Origin of the sequence: Rickettsiella endosymbiont of Aleochara curtula, assembly GCF_964030935.1 — a bacterium.
Lineage (GTDB): Bacteria > Pseudomonadota > Gammaproteobacteria > Diplorickettsiales > Diplorickettsiaceae > Aquirickettsiella.
In genome coordinates this window covers 555940-572495 of record NZ_OZ034990.1, presented here as the reverse complement: position 1 = coordinate 572495, position 16556 = coordinate 555940, and the positions used below count along the sequence as shown (strand labels likewise).

The 16556-nt window shown below is 40.2% G+C and carries 16 protein-coding genes and 1 other RNA gene; 13 read left to right on the top strand and 4 right to left on the bottom strand.

Features of this window, described 5'->3' with window-relative positions; translation table 11 throughout:
- Positions 1-302: 302 nt before the first annotated feature.
- The gene (gene polA, locus AAHF87_RS02450; RefSeq protein ID WP_342146778.1) at positions 303-3002 is read right to left on the bottom strand and encodes a DNA polymerase I; all 2700 of its coding nucleotides are present in this window, start codon (positions 3000-3002) and stop codon (positions 303-305) included.
- An 87-nt stretch (positions 3003-3089) separates the two neighbouring features.
- Between polA and AAHF87_RS02445 the strand changes: the two genes are divergently transcribed.
- From AAHF87_RS02445 to erpA, 6 genes are all read left to right on the top strand, one after another.
- Positions 3090-4154, top strand: coding sequence for a GMP reductase (locus tag AAHF87_RS02445; protein WP_342146777.1), 1065 nt, complete (start codon positions 3090-3092; stop codon positions 4152-4154).
- 233 nt (positions 4155-4387) lie between these two features.
- Entirely contained in the window at positions 4388-4786 is a 399-nt protein-coding gene (gene ccmE / locus AAHF87_RS02440; protein WP_342146776.1) for a cytochrome c maturation protein CcmE, read from the top strand.
- A gap of 161 nt (positions 4787-4947) precedes the next feature.
- Positions 4948-5493, top strand: coding sequence for a hypothetical protein (locus AAHF87_RS02435; protein ID WP_342146774.1), 546 nt, complete (start codon positions 4948-4950; stop codon positions 5491-5493).
- A gap of 36 nt (positions 5494-5529) precedes the next feature.
- On the top strand, positions 5530-5778 hold the full coding sequence (locus AAHF87_RS02430) for a succinate dehydrogenase assembly factor 2 (protein WP_342146773.1): 249 nt from the start codon (positions 5530-5532) through the stop codon (positions 5776-5778).
- Positions 5768-6193 carry a protein YgfX gene (locus tag AAHF87_RS02425; RefSeq protein WP_342146772.1) on the top strand — a complete coding sequence of 142 codons (426 nt, stop codon included), beginning with the start codon at positions 5768-5770 and terminating at the stop codon, positions 6191-6193. The genes AAHF87_RS02430 and AAHF87_RS02425 overlap by 11 nt, the downstream gene beginning before the upstream one ends.
- 184 nt (positions 6194-6377) lie before the next feature.
- Positions 6378-6737 carry an iron-sulfur cluster insertion protein ErpA gene (gene erpA, locus AAHF87_RS02420; RefSeq protein WP_342147863.1) on the top strand — a complete coding sequence of 120 codons (360 nt, stop codon included), beginning with the start codon at positions 6378-6380 and terminating at the stop codon, positions 6735-6737.
- A 5-nt stretch (positions 6738-6742) separates the two neighbouring features.
- On the opposite strand, the gene AAHF87_RS02415 is transcribed toward erpA, so the two are convergent.
- From AAHF87_RS02415 to AAHF87_RS02405, 3 genes are all read right to left on the bottom strand, one after another.
- On the bottom strand, positions 6743-7027 hold the full coding sequence (locus tag AAHF87_RS02415) for a type II toxin-antitoxin system RelE/ParE family toxin (protein ID WP_342146771.1): 285 nt from the start codon (positions 7025-7027) through the stop codon (positions 6743-6745).
- The gene (locus tag AAHF87_RS02410; protein ID WP_342146769.1) at positions 7020-7247 is read right to left on the bottom strand and encodes a TA system antitoxin ParD family protein; all 228 of its coding nucleotides are present in this window, start codon (positions 7245-7247) and stop codon (positions 7020-7022) included. The genes AAHF87_RS02415 and AAHF87_RS02410 overlap by 8 nt, the downstream gene beginning before the upstream one ends.
- A 69-nt stretch (positions 7248-7316) precedes the next feature.
- Positions 7317-8441: an anhydro-N-acetylmuramic acid kinase gene (locus tag AAHF87_RS02405; RefSeq protein ID WP_342146767.1), complete on the bottom strand. Its 1125-nt coding sequence runs from the start codon at positions 8439-8441 to the stop codon at positions 7317-7319.
- Between the two features lie 300 nt (positions 8442-8741).
- Here AAHF87_RS02405 and rnpB point away from each other — a divergent pair.
- From rnpB to AAHF87_RS02370, 7 genes are all read left to right on the top strand, one after another.
- Positions 8742-9104: RNase P RNA component class A (gene rnpB / locus AAHF87_RS02400), an RNA gene on the top strand.
- A 182-nt stretch (positions 9105-9286) separates the two neighbouring features.
- Positions 9287-9742: a division/cell wall cluster transcriptional repressor MraZ gene (gene mraZ, locus AAHF87_RS02395; protein WP_342146766.1), complete on the top strand. Its 456-nt coding sequence runs from the start codon at positions 9287-9289 to the stop codon at positions 9740-9742.
- Positions 9743-9752: 10 nt separating this feature from the next.
- Complete coding sequence (gene rsmH, locus AAHF87_RS02390) at positions 9753-10688, top strand: 16S rRNA (cytosine(1402)-N(4))-methyltransferase RsmH (protein ID WP_342146765.1); 936 nt, start codon at positions 9753-9755, stop codon at positions 10686-10688.
- On the top strand, positions 10685-11026 hold the full coding sequence (ftsL, locus tag AAHF87_RS02385) for a cell division protein FtsL (RefSeq protein WP_342146764.1): 342 nt from the start codon (positions 10685-10687) through the stop codon (positions 11024-11026). Before rsmH ends, ftsL begins: the two co-directional genes overlap by 4 nt.
- Before the next feature lie 97 nt (positions 11027-11123).
- The gene (locus tag AAHF87_RS02380) at positions 11124-12812 is read left to right on the top strand and encodes a penicillin-binding protein 2 (RefSeq protein WP_342146762.1); all 1689 of its coding nucleotides are present in this window, start codon (positions 11124-11126) and stop codon (positions 12810-12812) included.
- 69 nt (positions 12813-12881) lie between these two features.
- Positions 12882-14681: an inverse autotransporter beta domain-containing protein gene (locus AAHF87_RS02375; RefSeq protein ID WP_342146760.1), complete on the top strand. Its 1800-nt coding sequence runs from the start codon at positions 12882-12884 to the stop codon at positions 14679-14681.
- Between the two features lie 58 nt (positions 14682-14739).
- Positions 14740-16545: a hypothetical protein gene (locus AAHF87_RS02370; protein WP_342146759.1), complete on the top strand. Its 1806-nt coding sequence runs from the start codon at positions 14740-14742 to the stop codon at positions 16543-16545.
- The last annotated feature ends 11 nt before the right edge of the window (positions 16546-16556 follow it).

Sequence of the window (16556 nt, the reverse complement as noted above, 5' to 3'; positions counted from 1 at the left end):
TAAATATAATCTCAAAAAGCCTTGGCCTTAAATTTATTTAGCTTATAACCAAGCGCAGTAAGTTTAGCATGGGAAATGCATAGGGCATAGCCCTGAACGTTAAGATTTTGTCTAGTCTCTAGGAAGTCAGAGAGAATATAAGTCTGTAATCTAACCATCCGTGAGCCTAGAAAAATAGGCTAACAACCTAAAAAATAGTGATAAAAAGTCAATCTGGATTTTTTTTAGCAGCTGTTAATTTAATACCGAATGGGTAATATATGGTAATTTAAGATACGAATGCGCATCTTAAATTAAAGCAATTAAATTGCTTTGTCCCAATTCGAGCCTATCTGAATATCGACCAGGAGTGGAACAGACAGTGGTGTGGTATTGACCATTAAGTCTTCAATCAGTTGTTTTGCAGGGTTAAGATCCACATCGGCGACTTCAAATACCAGTTCATCGTGAACTTGCATAATCATATGTGCTTTAAGACCATGTTGCGTTAAAGCATGGTCAATAGTGATCATCGCTTTTTTGATGATATCGGCTGCGCTACCTTGTAAAGGCGCATTGATGGCGGCACGTTCGCTGGATCGACGTTGTATCGGGTCACTAGAGTTAATGTAAGCCAAATTCAAACGCCGCCCAAATAAGGTGGTGACATAAGCGTGTTCATGCGCTAGGTGTCGTGTGCGTTCCATATACTCTTTTACGCCTGGGTAGCGAGTAAAATAACGATCAATATAATTTTTAGCTTCTTCCCGCGAGATGCCTAATTGTCTGGCTAAGCCAAAAGCAGACATTCCATAAATGAGCCCGAAATTAACCGCTTTAGCGCTACGCCGTTGATCAGGTGTGACTTGATCCAAGGGGATATTTAAAACTTCTGCCGCAGTGGCTTGGTGAATATCGAGTCCTTTAGCAAACGCGTCCAGTAAACCTTGATCTTGTGAAACATGGGCTACGATGCGTAATTCAATCTGCGAATAATCCGCTGCAAGGATTTTATAACCCGGTGGCGCAATAAACGCTTGACGGATTTTTCGGCCTTCTTTAGTCCGAGCAGGAATATTTTGTAGATTAGGATCCGATGAGGAAAGTCGTCCGGTAACCACCGCCGCTTGATGATAAGAAGTGTGGATGCGACCGGTTTTTGGATTAATTTGTAGCGGAAGTTTATCGGTATAGGTTGATTTTAATTTACTGAGGCTGCGATGTTTTAAGATGACTTTTGCTAAGGGAAATTTTATGGCGAGCGCTTGTAAAACACTTTCAGAGGTGGATGCTTGGCCTTTGGGTGTTTTTTCTAAAATAGGGAGACGTTGCTCAATAAATAACACCGTTTGCAGTTGTTTGGGTGATGCTAAGTTGAAGCTTTTACCGGCTAATTGATAAGCTTGTTCTTCGAGTTTTAATAAACGTTTCGCAATAGAACGACTTTGTTTTTGCAGTAATTCTGCATCGACTAATACACCATGACGTTCGATATGAGAAAGCACTGGGACTAATGGCATTTCGATGTGCGTGAAAACTTTAGATAATCCTGGCAACGCATTTAATTGCGGCTTAAGTGCTTCGTGTAAGCGTAAAGCAATATCGGCATCTTCGGCGGCATAAGGACCGGCTTGTTGAATATCGATTTGATTAAAGGTTTTTTGTTTAGCGCCTTTACCCGCAATTTCTTCAAAGCGTATGGTTTTATGATCGAGATGTTTTATTGCCGCGCTATCAAGACTATGTGAATTACTTGCACTATCCAATAGGTAAGACTCTAACATGGTATCAAAACTAATTCCTTGCAGTTGTATTCCATAATTGGCGAGAACACCCCTATCATATTTTAAGTTATGACCTATTTTTAATTGCTTAGGATCTTCAAACGTAGGTTTTAACTGCTGCAGCACCCAATTTCTATTTAATTGTTTTGGGGCCCCAACATAATCATGCGCTACAGGAATATAAACCGGTTTTTCACCTTTTATGGCAAAAGACAGGCCTACCAGTTCTGCTTGCATGACATCTAAACTTGTGGTCTCGGTATCGAATGCCCAGGTCTTTGCTTCAGTTAATTGTGTTAAGAAGTTTTGAAAAGCCTTTTCGTCGAGAATTAATGTGTAAGGTGCGGATGTGGGCAGATTTTTATCGCTAACTTCGCTGTCCGGAGTGAGGTTTTTTTCTAATTCTCGTACCCATCCTTTGAATTCTAATTTTTTATACCACTCCATTAACGCCGCTGTATCGGGTGTTTTAGGCCGAAATTTTTCCAAATCAAATTCGAAGTCGACATCTTTTTTAATCGTGACTAATTGACGAGATAAGGGGAGTTTATCGAGATGTGCTTTAAGATTTTCTCCGACTTTCCCTTTAATTTCATGCGCATTTATTATGAGTGATTCGAGATTTCCATATTGGTTAAGCCATTTTGCGGCAGTTTTTGGTCCTACATTGGGAATTCCGGGGACATTATCCACCGTATCGCCAATCAGACTTAAATAATCAGTTATTTGTTCGGGAGTGACGCCAAATTTATCAACAACACCTTGCTGGTCTAGGCGGGTGTTGGTCATGGTGTTTACTAAGGTAATCTGTTCGCAGACTAATTGTGCAAAGTCTTTATCGCCGGTGGAAATTAAAACCGGTAGTTGTTGTTGTACTGCTTTGGAAGCTAATGTGCCTATCACATCGTCGGCTTCAACGCCTGGATGGATGATGAGTGGCAAGCCTAAACTACGCACGATGGCATACAACGGTTCTATTTGCAGTTGCAAATCATCCGGCATCGTAGGCCGATGTGCTTTATATTCAGTATATAATTCTTCACGGAAGGTTTTCCCTTTAGCATCGAAAACCACGACCATATATTCTGGGTTAGTATCCTTAATTAATTTGCGTAGCATATTAATCACCCCATAGACCGCACCGGTAGGTTCTCCTTTCGAATTACTTAAAGGTGGAAGCGCATGAAAGGCGCGGTAAAGATAAGAAGTGCCATCGACTAGAACTAAGGGTTTTTTCATGGTGATATGATAACATAGGCGCTTTTAAAGCGAGTAAGATTTATAGGTCGTTATACAGCGAACAACTATCCCATTGATGAGGTTATTATGCGTATCGAGCAAGAAATAAGATTAGATTTTAAGGATGTATTAATTCGCCCGAAACGTAGCACCTTGCAAACGCGTGCGGATGTTGATTTAACTCGCGAATACAGATTTAAACATTCACAGCTCTCATGGAAAGGGATCCCTATTATTGCTTCAAATATGGATCATACCGGAACTTTTGCAATGGCGAAAAGTTTAGCAAAACATAAGTTACTTACCGCGATAGATAAGTTTGCAAGCTTAAGCGACTGGAAGAAATTTTATAATCAACATCCCAAGCTTACCGCGTATTGTTTTCCAACCACCGGGATTAAAGCCGAAGATGCGGATATGCTGGCAAAAATTATTAAGATTGCGCCTAGTCCTTTTATTTGCATTGATGTTGCCAATGGTTATACGCAACGTTTTGTTGATAGTATCCGTGCGTTACGAAAAAAATATCCTAAGAAGACATTGATTGCCGGTAATGTAGTGACGGCTGAAATGGCTGAAGAATTGGTATTAGCAGGAGCCGATATTGTTAAAGTAGGCATTGGTCCGGGTTCTGTTTGTACCACACGTTTGAAAACCGGTGTTGGTTATCCGCAATTGTCCGCTATCATAGAATGTGCTGATGCGGTACATGGTTTAGGCGGTCATCTGTGTGCCGATGGTGGCTGCGTTTCGCCGGGGGATGTCGCGAAAGCTTTTGCGGCAGGTGCGGACTTTGTTATGCTGGGAGGCATGTTGGCTGGCCATGAGGAATGCGCTGGCGAAACAGTCGAGGAAAATGGCCAATGCTTTATGCGATTTTATGGAATGAGCTCAAGTGAGGCGATGCATAAGCATCATGGCAAGATGAATGCTTATCGTGCGAGTGAAGGTCGTTCTGTGAACGTCCCTTATCGCGGTAAGGTGGAAAATACCGTGCTTGATATTTTAGGTGGCTTGCGTTCTGCCTGTACTTATGTGGGTGCACAGCGTTTAAAAGAACTTTCTAAACGTACGACTTTTTTACGTGTCACTCAACAATTAAATGAAGTTTTTGCAGCGTTACAAGTCAATGAATGGGCCAATGATAACTAGTGAGTCTTTTCTGGGAAAAGTTTACTCGTCATTGCGAGGACTAGCAGATTAATCTTCATTGCCGCCCTTATATTAATAGTCCGCGAGCACGTATAGTAATCGTCATTGCGAGCACTGTAGGTGCGTGGCAATCTATACATTGGTTCGGTCATGATGGTGTTTGTTTATAGTATTTTTATTATTGTTGAATGCAGTTCATGAAATTTCTGTAGGATTAGGGATAGAAAAATGCAATGAATGCGCTGCAAAAAAAACGTTTAAATTTCGTTTTGTTGATGTTATTGGTAGCTGGCTTAGTGATAGCTTTATCTTTGTACGCCTTAAAACAAAATATTAATTTGTTTTATACACCGACGCAACTGGCTGAACGACACATAACACCGGGACGGCCTTTTCGTTTAGGTGGCCAAGTTAAAAAAGGCACGGTGAAGCAAAATGAACAGCAATTGTTAGTTTCATTTGTAGTGAGTGACGCATCACATAATGTTCTAGTTGAATATCAAGGTGTATTACCGGATTTATTTCGTGAAGGACAGTCTGTGGTTGTTGAAGGGAGCTTAGATCAAGCAGGGATTATGCAAGCTAAACAAGTGTTGGCCAAGCATGATGAACGATATAGGCCCGCTAAATAATTTATCAATGCGTATACTTTTCGCACTTAACATTGTCTGTGTTGCCGCTCAATTCGCAATCCTCATGTATACTCATACACTCCGGTTGCTTACTACACGGAGTCACTCTCAAAAAATCCAATTGCTGTGAGTATATTACTTTTTGATAAGGCAGGAAGCAAATGACCAAAATGACTGGCTTGAAAGTATTGATAGCGGTTTTATTGATTGCTATCGCGAGTCTGGCTTATATCTTATTGACGCGTTTTTTTCCGAGTGAAGAAGTGTTTTTTATCGGATCCCGAGCAATAACCCGAGCGTTGGTATTGGATCTAAGCATTAAAAGCAATAAAGATTATGCTACTTTTTTACCAGAAAACTCTGGATTTTTAGTCGTTCATCCAACGAAATCGGCTGAAGATCATCGCGACGATATCCTTGAAACCCGAGATATTTTTGCTTTAGTTGAAAAAACTAACAAAAATACCCTACAAGACTCAGACCCTCTTTATTCAGAATTGGAATTACTTTTTTTGAGGAAAACGCCTTTAGGAATACGTGCCAATTATGTGACTTTAGCGAGTTTAGGTGTGAAGAGTATTTTTTTTAATCCGGATTATCTAGGCCAATTTTCGCAAATATATCAGGATAAGCTACCTCATGCAGCAGGCTATGCCATTATGGGCGATAGTAGCCAACGGCAAATTCGTGATATTCTAGTGAAATAAAGTTTGATTTTTGACTGAGATGATAATTTCTTAGCTATGATGAATTTACAAGAAAAAGTACGGCGTTTGCAGTGGCAATGCCGGCGTGGCATGCTTGAATTAGATCTCATTTTGCAAGCTTTTTTAGATAAAAATTATCTATATTTAAGTGCTGACGATCAAGCGTTATTTGAGGAATTATTAACTTACTCGGACCAAGATCTTTACTGCTATATGATTAAGCGTCAGTCTAATGAGAGTGGAGCGATGCAGGCTTTAATAGAACGGATAAGTTGTGGCCACTAATTTTTATCGTTTAAAACCCTCTTATTATTTAGCGATTTTGCTCTTAGTGGTGCATGGTGGAGCTATTGCTTGTTTGTGTTTTTTGCCCTGGCCCTGGTGGACTAAATTATTGTTAAGCTTAGCTTGTTTAATGAGTTTTGTTACGCTTTTCTGCCAACATGTCTTGCTAAATAATCCTCATTCTGTCATTGAATTTTGGCAACAAAGTTCGGGCTGTTGGCAATTAAGAAATAATCTTGGCGAAGTAAGTGTGTTCAATTTAGCCAATGAAAGTGTTTGTACGCGTTATTTTGTGCTATTAAACTTTGCTTCCTTAGGCAAGAAAAAAACCAAAATTTCTTTAGTGTTATTGCCGGATAGTTTAAACCCCAAGGACTTTAGACGGTTACGTCGGCAATTACACGGCGTAGCGTAATTCTCCTTTTAAGCTCCAAGATGTGTTTTGGCGCTGCGGCTATTTCTAACGACTATCTCTATAGAGTATAGGCTTAGGACTCAGAATAATGTATAATTTTTATTCAAATTCCCAGTAGTAGGTTCTTATGTCAGAAATAGCGTCACAGCAAAATTTAGCTGCTTCAGAGCTGCCTTTAGCAGAGATGCAGCCGATTATTATTACTGAAAATGCGGCCAACAAAATATGGGAGTTGATTACTGAGGAAGAGAATTTTCAATTAAAGTTACGTGTCTTTATTACCGGCGGTGGTTGTTCTGGTTTTCAATATGGATTTAGTTTCGATGAGACTATCAATGAAGATGATACCGTGATAGTTAAAGAAAGTGGAAAAGACCAAAATAACAATATCATTAAAGTTCAATTACTAGTGGATCCCATGAGCTTAGTTTACCTAGTCGGTGCAGAAATCGATTATAAATCTGATTTAACCGGGGAACAGTTTATTATCCGTAATCCGAATGCTAAAACCACTTGTGGTTGTGGTTCTTCTTTTGCCGCTTAAAAACTTTATTTTCTGCATTTTTTTAAATCGCGATAAAAATTTTCATGGAAGCCCATAGCTAGCAAAATTCTACGTTTGAAATCCCACTCATAAGCTAATAATATTTCACGTCGCTCCATTTTAAATTTGTAAACAAATACTCCCGCTAAATCACCTTTCTTTTCTTGGCCTATTCTTGGGTTTTGAATGATAGCTTTTATCGCGTCATTGACCTGTAATTTATCCCGCAAATGCAGCTTTTTATAGGTAGTTTTAAAAGTAGGCATTTGTGTAATAACAATCTTAGTCATCGTTATTATCAAAATTAAAAGGTTCTGCCAGTGATCGATCGGTATGTTTTGAGATTAACACTTCTTTGATGAACTCGGTTGGCAAATCAGGGTTTTCTAGGGCGCATTTTCCTATTTTTGCCCAAAACTCGATTTGATTGGGAATAGAACGGCACTCAGCACGTGCTACCTTTTTGGCGGCTTTATATATAGATTCGTCAATCCTTATTGGAACACCCATTAGAATACCTACAAAAGTTTCATATTTATACAATTGTAGCATATTTTATGGTGAACAAAAAATTAAAATTTAGACGGAAAGGGCGAGATATATACCGCCGAGTATTGTTGGATTTTTAGCACCCGTTACTTCAGGAAGATTACTACATTTTCCTTCTAAGGTTTGTTTTGCAATCCAGGCGAAGGCCATTGCTTCTAACCATTCACTGGATACACCACGATCATCGGTTAATAATACTTGATGTGAGTGACAATGATGTTGTATGCGTTTTCTTAAATAAGTATTTTTACTGCCTCCGCCACATAGTAAAATGACACCACGCGTACTTTTAAAAGCTTGTATGGCTTTGGCAATACTCACTGCAATCAATTCGCAAAGCGTTGTTTGCACTACAGCAGGTTCTAACTGCCGGTTTAGAGCAGCAAGTTGAGTCTGTACCCATTTAAAATTGAAGTACTCCGGTCCAGTACTTTTGGGGGGCTGCAATTGAAAATAAGCATCCGATAAAAATTGTTTTAATAAGGCTTGGTCAAAGCTAGCACTTGCTGCCCAAGTGCCAGCTTCATCAAACCAGCGCTTAAGATGATGGTGTATCCATTGATCGAGTAGGCAATTAGCGGGCCCAGTATCAAAACCTAAAACGGGTGTTTTTAAATCTGCGGCCAAGTAAGTGATATTGGCAATACCACCGAGATTTAATACTATCGTGTCTTCTTTTTGGTTGCGAAAAATAGTGTTGTGGAAAGCAGGTGTGAGAGGTGCTCCTTGACCACCGGCAGCGATATCGCGCCGGCGAAAATCCGCAATGGTGGTAATACCGGTTTTTTCGGCAATAATATTAGGATCACCCATCTGAATCGTAAAAGGATGATTGGTAAGATGTGGATAATGAAAAACAGTTTGGCCGTGGCTACCGATGGCCAAAATGTCTTTTGCAGAATATTGTCTTTCTGCTAATAAATTCTTTACCGCATCCACAGAAATTAACGCTATTTTTTGATCGAGTTCCGCAAATTTTACGATGTTGATAGAGTCTATGCTGTAAAGCTTGGTTAGCTCTTCGCGCAGAGTATTCGGCAAAGGGGACTTATAGGTAGCAAGTAATTTCGGTTGATCGTTAGAAAAGTCCACTAAAGCAGCATCCACTGCATCCATGCTCGTACCCGACATTAAACCGATATACAATTTTTTCATTAGACCTCTTTCTGAACCTGCGTTATCCCAATAAAACTTTCTACAGTCGTTCCGCAAATTGAGTTAAATTAAGTAAAAACTAAAAAAATTACCGTCATGGCGAGCGAATGTGATGAGCGTGGCCATCCATGGATTGCCACGCACCTACGGTGCTCGCCATGACAATTAATATATTTTACGCGCTTGCAATGACAAGCGGGTAGAAAAGAGTTAAGTTTTTCTTATGATGATCTTTATTCGCGAAACTTGTTTAATTGTATTGCAATATACTGTGAAAAAATAGTACGCTAGCGCCCAAGTAGAGTTGGCTAGACAGTCGCTGTATTTTTTACAGAGGAAAGTCCGGGCTCCATCGGGCAAAGTGCCAGGTAATGCCTGGGAGGCGCAAGCCTACGGAAAGTGCCACAGAAAATATACCGCCTAAGCGTAGTTTTGTCTCTGATGAGATTATAAATAGGTAAGGGTGAAAAGGTGTGGTAAAAGCACACCGCATCATTGGTAACAGTGATGGCAGGGCAAACCCCACTTGGAGCAAGACCAAATAGGAACCTATTAGGCGTGGCCCACGCTAGGTTCGGGTAGGTCGCTTGAGGTGTATGGTGACGTATATCCTAGATGAATGACTGTCCACGACAGAACCCGGCTTATCGGCTAACTCTCTTTCTAAAATATTACCCTTTAGGTAATTAATTCTCCAATTTTTATAGTCCATCTGCTCGTTTTGTACTTATAAAACACATTTATCCAAACCCGCCCAGCTAATGCTTGACAAGAAGCAATTCTAATTCCTATAGTGTAATTAAGTGGCAAAAAGTGGGTAAATGTGGGCAAAAATGGGATAAATTATGTTTCGGGGTATAAATTTGGTAGTGCTCGATGCGAAAGGCCGGATCAAGTTACCGGTTCGCTATCGACAGTTACTACCTACAGATAAAGAACCTCAACTAGTACTCACCATCGATACCGAGTCTCCTTGTTTATTGCTTTATCCTTTGCAGGAATGGGAAATCATCGAAGAAAAATTGCAGGCTTTACCAAGCTTTAATCCAGCAGTGCGGCGTATTCAGCGTTTACTGATAGGACATGCAACGGACTTGGATTTAGATACCAATGGCCGAATTTTATTGCCGTCGTTGTTAAGAAATTATGCGCATTTAGAAAAAGAAATTATGGTCGTAGGTCAAGGTCGAAAAATCGAGTTGTGGGGCGCCAGCGAATGGGATGATTACCGTACTCAGTGGCTTGCAGAGACAGTTAAGCCTGAAGACATACCTGATGAGTTACAGAATTTAGCGTTGTAGGCCTTTGACGATGCAAAAACAAGAACAGCATCAACCGGTTTTACTGGCCGAGGTAATTGAATATTTAGCTATAGCTGCCGATGGAATTTATATCGATGCTACATTTGGACGCGGTGGACATGCTGGGCAGATTTTACGCAATTTAGGAGAAACAGGAAGATTAATTGCGATTGATAAAGATCCTACTGCCATAGCTTATGCACAACAGCAATGGGGCCATGATAAGCGTTTTAAGATTTATCAGGGCTCATTTAAGCGTATTAAAGAAATAGCAGAAGCCGAAGGGATCATGGGGCAAGTGTCGGGGCTGTTATTAGATTTAGGGGTTTCTTCTCCCCAATTAGATCAAGCGGATAGAGGATTTAGTTTTTTAAGAGATGGGCCATTGGATATGCGTATGGATCCAAAAACCGGATTCAGCGCAGCAGAATGGCTAGCTTGTGCAGCTGAGAAGGAAATTGCACAAGTATTAAAGGACTATGGCGAAGAACGTTATGCAAAACGTATTGCTCGAGCAATAGCAGAAGAACGAAAATTAAGACCTATTGTAACGACGGTGCATCTAGCGAATGTGGTGAAGTTGGCTCATCCGCGTTGGGAGAGACACAAGCATCCCGCTACGCAAAGCTTTCAGGCAATACGTATTCGAATTAATAATGAGTTGGAAGATTTAAAGATCTGCTTAGAACAAAGTGTAGAAGTATTGAAGATAGGTGGGCGTTTGTTAGTCATTAGCTTTCATTCATTAGAAGATCGAATCGTAAAACGTTTTATTCGTCAACATACTCATGAAGCGGTGGAATTAAAAAAGCTGCCCTTCATGCCAGCTGAATGGAGGCCTAAATTAAAAAATTTAGGTCGGGGGATTAAACCGGATGCGTATGCGATTCAAGCCAATCCACGATCGCGTAGCGCTGTGTTACGAATTGCGGAGAAAATATCATGAATATGGCAGCACGAGCTTTAACACAAAGTTCTTTGACATGGGAGCGAGGGCAAAGTTGGGTTATTTCCTTAAAGATGTTAGGACTCTTTTTACTAACACTGGCGGTATTGTCTTCAGCGCTTTCAGTTATCTATATAAAAACCGTACAACGTAATTTATATAGTCAATTACAAAGCAGTCAGCAAGATTACGAAAATTTAAAAACAGAATGGAGCCAACTCCTACTCGAAGAAAATACCTGGGTGGCGCCAGTGAGAATACAAACCTTAGCGCAACAAGAATTAGGCATGCGAATTCCTGAAATGAAAAACACGGTTTTATTAACTAAGTCAGCTTAGAAATGCTATGGGATCTTTTTTTAATCGGTGTTGCTGATTGATTTTATTCAAAAAAAACAAACGCACTCCTATCGCTTCGACATATCAGTGGCGTTTAATGATAGTGGTTTTTATACTACTAATCATCGCTTTAGCTTTAATTGGAAGACTCATCAATTTAACGGTCATTAACCGTCAGTTCTTGCGCAATCAAGGAAATGCAAGAACCGTGCGTACTCTAAATATTCCGGCGCATCGCGGTATGATTTTGGATCGGCATGGCGAGCCCTTAGCCATTAGTACACCGGTAGATGCAGTCTGGATTGATCCCGCTTATTTTAAGCCTAATCGACAACAACTCGCTGTGTTAAGTCATTTTTTACAAATATCTTTGAAAGCTATTCGTGAAGTATGGTTGCATGGTCAATTTAAAGAATTTGTTTATTTAAAACGTGGTTTAAATCCGAGTTTAGCGAAACAAATTAAGGATCTAAAAATACCGGGCGTATTTTTACAAAATGAATATCATCGTTATTATCCAGAAGGTCCAGTAATGGCGCATGTGGTTGGGTTAACCAATGTGGATGATAAAGGGCAAGAAGGTTTAGAGTTGGCGTATAATAATTGGTTAGAAGGACAATCTGGTTTAAAGAAAGTAATTAAAGATCGATTAGGACATGTTGTAGCGGATATCCGATCGATACGTCAGCCAAGACCCGGACATGACTTACAATTAAGCATCGACAAACGCATTCAATATGTTGCTTTTAGAGAACTGAAGAGCGGCATCGAGCGCTATCAAGCGGACTCAGGATCGGTCGTTGTACTTGATGTGATTACCGGTGAAATTTTGGCGATAGCAAATTGGCCTTCTTATAATCCTAATGATCGATTAACGGCGCAGGATGGACGTACGCGTAACCGTGCATTAACCGATTTATTTGAACCGGGTTCCACCATCAAAAGCTTCAGTATGACGAGTGTGTTGGCCAGTGAACGCTATACTCCCAGCAGTGAAATCAATACATCGCCCGGTTGGATGATTGTTGCGGGTAAGCGAATTATGGATGAACGTAATAATGGTGTTATGGATTTGACCAAGATATTACAGATTTCTAGCAACATGGGCATGTCAAAACTTATCCTTTCCTTACCCGCAGAAAACTTATGGAACACTTTAAATCAAGTCGGTTTTGGTCAAATTACACAAAGTGGTTTCCCGGGAGAACGTACCGGTAGTTTACCGAATTTTAAAGTATGGAATCCTTTTGTACTTGCGACCTTATCATTTGGTTATGGAATTTCAGTGACTGCTTTACAATTGGCGCAAGCTTATGCCGTGTTAGCGCATGGAGGTATCAAAATTCCGGTTACTTTTCTTAAAGTACAAGATGAAAAGCCAGTAGGGCAGCGTGTGATGGATAAGACTATCAGTAGGGAAGTTTTAGACATGTTAGAGTCAGTATTGACTAAAGGTGGAACAGCGCCCTTAGCGCGAGTTCCGGGCTATAGAGTCACAGGAAAAACTGGTACGGTGCGTATAGTCGGCGCGCATGGATATGAAAAACATCGCTATAATAGTATTTTTATTGGTATTGCTCCTGCGAGTCATCCACGTCTCGTTGTAGCGGTGGTTTTGCATGATCCAAAAGGTCGCTTGTATTATGGTGGTTATACGGCGGGACCGATTTTTTCTCATGTGATGAATAATGCTTTACATTTACTCAATATTCCACCCGATGATTTAACCAGTCTTAATCAACCGCTGCCGAAAGTCATGTTACCTTCACAAGGAATGCAGGATTAGGATGTGATTATATAAATGAATTTGTAATTTATTAAATAGCTGTATTGGGTATAGGTATAAGGAAATACTATGCACAAGAAGATCGACAATTTTAAGCGCATATTTTGTCCTGTCTTAATTTTATTTATATTTTTCATACCTAATCTACAAGCACGCGAACCATTACCGCCGCGATTTTCAGCGAATGCTTATACCGGAGTGTATACCGTAGGACTAGCCGATTTGATGGTTTCTTTGGATGGCGATAACCAACATAATCTCTATGTGGATCCGCAAGGCGCATATGGCACTGATCAACAATGGTATGGGGATCTCGGCTTAGGTTATCGCTGGATTAAAAATGATGCGGCAATACTAGGCGCGTATTTATTTGCCGGACATAGCCGCGTCGAAAATAAGAGTAATTTTTGGATAGTCAGTCCAGGTGTGGAAGCCTTAGGCCGTCGCTGGGATGCGCGGATTAATGCCTATATTCCGGTAGCAGGACGTAGTAATGAGATAGGGCTAGAAGAATTTAATATCGTGAATACTCCGGTTTTTACTGGACATACTGCATCAATAAATAGTGCGTTTATTAATGAAAATGCTATCCAACAAATTGGCAATGGTGCCGATGCCAGAGTAGGGTATCAATTTTTTCACCAAGTTCCATTAAAAGGTTATATAGGCGCGTATTTCTTTGCGCTTCCAAATATCAATAATATAACCGGCGGTGCAGCAGGCTTAGAATATTGGTTTGATGATAACATCCGTGTATTTGCGAATTATAGTTATGATAATTATCAACATAGTAACGTAGTCGGCGGTTTAGGTATTAGTTTTGGTGGTGTAAGAAAACATTGGGCAGATCCAAGTTTATCCGAACGTTTAACCGATCCAGTGGATCGTTATTTAGCGAATTTAGGTCATGGTTCGGGTATTCCAAGTAAAACGCTTTTATATGGAATGGGTCGTGGCAGTAGTTCACAACTCATAAGCAGCGACATCGCTTTTTTTAGTCAAACCGGAACACCGAATGCGGGTGGAGCAGGTTTAACCTTAGCTAATTGTACATTCGAAAATCCGTGTGGACCAACGGATTTTAGTCAAACCGGAGTTAACACCTTAAATACCTTATTACCGAATACTATGATGTATTTTAATGGTGGAACCTACCCAGCCAGTAATGGGTTCAATCCAATAACTTTAAATAATGGCCAAGGAGTATTTTCCAGAACGGCGGATTATAGTGTCGCTGCCAATGGTATGGGACGTTCTACCTTTAACGGTGGATTTAACCTTAGTGGAAATAATCAGCTAGAAGGGGTTATTTTAAATAATACAGGGTTAGCGTTTGGTGTTACTAGCACGGGTGGCTCGAATATACTAATAAATAATAGCCAAATTGGAAGTGTGAGTAATCCGTATATTTCTGGATTATCATTATTTAACAGTTCTGCGACATTAACAAATAGTGTTATTTTTTCGAATCTTTCTGGTATACAAGTTACACAAAATGCTTCATTAAACATACAGTCAAGTGAAGTTAATGTGAGTGGTGTAGGTAATAAGACAGGTATCTCGTTAACTAGCAATGGTACAACGACAATTGTAGATAGTCAGATTAATGTTTTGCAAGCAACCGGCGGTGTCGCGATTGGCATTTTTGGAAGTGGAACTTCCACGTCGGAAATTAATGACAGCACTATAACTGTGCAGAATGCAAGTGCAACAGCAATAGGCTTGGAAACAACTGGATCAGCGCAAATACAGATGAATGCAGGTAGTATATTGATAACTGGTGATGGGACTTCTTTGCTTACAGAAGGTTCAAATATTTCACTTAATTTGGTTAATTGCACGCTCAATGGCAGTGGAGTGGTTTGTTGAGCTGTCTAAAAATATTATTTAAGCTAAAATGATTACTTAACATTTAAAGGAATGGACAATGCATATGGAAATGCAATTACTTAAGCGAATAGTTTTTCTTTTCATATTTATTTCGTTTGTATTTTTTATATCGAGCCTGGAAGCGCGTGAGCCGTTACCGCCACGATTTTCAGCGAATGCGTATACCGGCGTGTATACGGTAGGGCAAGCCGATTTGCTGGTTTCTTTGGATGGAGACAGTCAACATAATCTCTATGTGGATCCGCAAGGCGCGTATGGTAGTGATCAACAATGGTACGGTGATCTCGGCTTAGGTTATCGTTGGATTAAGAATGACGCCGCGATATTAGGCGGCTATTTATTTGCCGGACATAGCCGTGTCGAAAATAGCAGTGGTTTTTGGATAGTAAATCCAGGCATAGAAGCCTTAGGTAGTCGCTGGGATGCGCGGATTAATGCCTATATTCCGGTAGCCGGGCGGAGTAATGAATTAGGCATAAAAGAATTTAATATAGTGAATACACCTGTTTTTACGGGTCATACGGAAGTCATTAATAGTGTGTTTAACGATGCGAATGCGATTCAACAAGTCGGAAATGGCGCCGATGCCAGAATAGGCTATCAATTTTTTCACCAAGTTCCATTAAAAGGTTATATAGGCGCGTATTTCTTTGCGCTTCCAAATATCAATAATATAACCGGCGGTGCAGCAGGCTTAGAATATTGGTTTGATGATAACATCCGTGTATTTGCGAATTATAGTTATGATAATTATCAACATAGTAATGTAGTCGGCGGTTTAGGGATAAGTTTTGGTGGTGTGAGAAAACATTGGGCGGATCCGAGTTTATCCGAGCGCTTAACCGATCCAGTGGATCGTTACTTAGCAAATTTAGGACATGGTTCGGGAATACCAAGTAAAACTTTATTATATGGCGTGGGCAGTGGCAGTAGTTCGCAGCTGATCAGTAATAGCATTGCTTTCTTCAGTCCAAATGGTACGCCTAATAATGGAGGGGCAGCATTAACCTTAGCTAATTGTACGTTTGAAGATCCTTGCGGCCCCACAGATTTCAGTCAAACCGGTGTGAACACATTAAATACCTTATTGCCAAATACCGATTTTTATTTTAATGGTGGGGCATATCTGGCAAATAATGTAGGAATCGCTCTTACCCTAAATAATGGTCAAAATGTTTATTCTAGAACAACCGATTACTCGGCACTTGCGACGGGTTCAACACGATCTACGTTTGATGGAGCATTTATTTTAAATGGAAATAATGAGTTGAATGGAGTTATTTTAAATAATGCAGGTGTAGCTCCAACGACCGCAGGTATTAGCAGCGGTGTCGGAGCTAGTAATTTATTAATTAATAATAGCCAAATCGGTAGTGCTTCTGCGCCTTATAATTCAGGTATTAACATTAATTCAGGATCTGCAACTATCGAAAATTCAAATGTTTTTGGTATTATTTTAGGAGTAGGGGCTCAAGACAGTGTATTGACTGTCGAATCGAGTCAAATAAATAGCCAAGGTATGGATACAATAGGTTTAGGGATCGCAAATGCCCAGGCACAAATTAATAATAGTCAAATAAATGCTTTTGGAACAACTGGAAGCACTACTATAGTAGGACTCAATGCCGCTGGAAATAGTGTCGTTAATCTTCAAAATAGCGGAGTCACTGCACAATACACGAGTGCTCCTCCTGCCGGTTCGATCGGTTTAAGAACACAGGGCGCCACTGCACCGATTCAAATGACAGGCGGTAATTTGATTGTATCAGGTAATGGTACCTCATCATTGACATCGGGCTCTAATATTACCCTGATTGAAGTAAATACTTCGCTGAATTCCTAATGAATTTTTTG